Source organism: Nitratidesulfovibrio liaohensis (assembly GCF_011682075.1).
GTDB lineage: Bacteria > Desulfobacterota > Desulfovibrionia > Desulfovibrionales > Desulfovibrionaceae > Cupidesulfovibrio > Cupidesulfovibrio liaohensis.
This window is the reverse complement of record NZ_VSMK01000670.1, coordinates 1-839: the sequence shown is the minus strand read 5'-3', so window position 1 is coordinate 839 and position 839 is coordinate 1. Positions and strand designations below refer to the sequence as shown.

1 protein-coding gene is annotated in these 839 nt (G+C 70.9%); it reads left to right on the top strand.

The genetic code is table 11. The features are described 5' to 3' along the window. Window positions 1-839 (top strand): Mur ligase family protein (locus tag FVW27_RS17595; RefSeq protein ID WP_243838551.1); only part of this gene is annotated, 839 nt, incomplete at both ends.

Here is an 839-nt window from a genome sequence, read left to right as displayed (position 1 = left end):
TGGATGGCCGCCGCCCGCGCCTTCGACAAGCGCGCCACCCTGCCCCTGCTGGCCTGCTGGGGCGCGGCGCTGGCCGCGCCGGAGGCCGCACCGTACGCCAAATGGGCGGCGGGCCTGGTGCTGCTGGCCGTGGCCGCCGTGGAAGACAACCCCCTGAAGGCCGCCAAGAAGAAACTGGTGCTCACCGCGCGGGTCAAGCGCATCCTGTCGGTGACGCTGGGGCTGACGGCGGTGTACGCCGTGGCGCTGGCCCTGTGCCCCGCAACCCCCGCTGCGCTGCTGCCGTTCTGGATGCTCGGGGTGCAGGCGCTGCCGCTGGCGCTGGTGGCGGCCAACGCATCGCTGGCCCCGGTGGAGGCGCGCATCCAGCAGGGCTTCTGGAACGAGGCCCATCAAAAGCTGTTGCGCCTTGCGCCCACGGTCATCGCGGTCACCGGCTCGTACGGCAAGACCAGCGTGAAGCACATCCTGGCCCACGTGCTGGGCTGCTACCACCCCACGCTGATGACGCCGGGCAGCATCAACACGCCCATGGGCATCTCGCGGATCATCCGGGAACGGCTGACCGACGCGCACCGCTTCTTCATCGCGGAAATGGGCGCCTACGGCATCGGCTCCATCGAACGGCTGTGCAGGCTGGCCCCGCCCGATTTCGCCATCATCACCAACGTGGGCCCGGCGCACTACGAACGCTTCAAGGATCTGGCCACCGTGGTGCGGGCCAAGTTCGAACTGGCGCACGCCACCGTGGCCCGCGGGGGCCGGGTGGTTCTGCCCGCCGCCCTGCTGGCCTACGACCATGCGCGCGACTTTGCCGCCGCCAACGCGGGCGCGGTGCT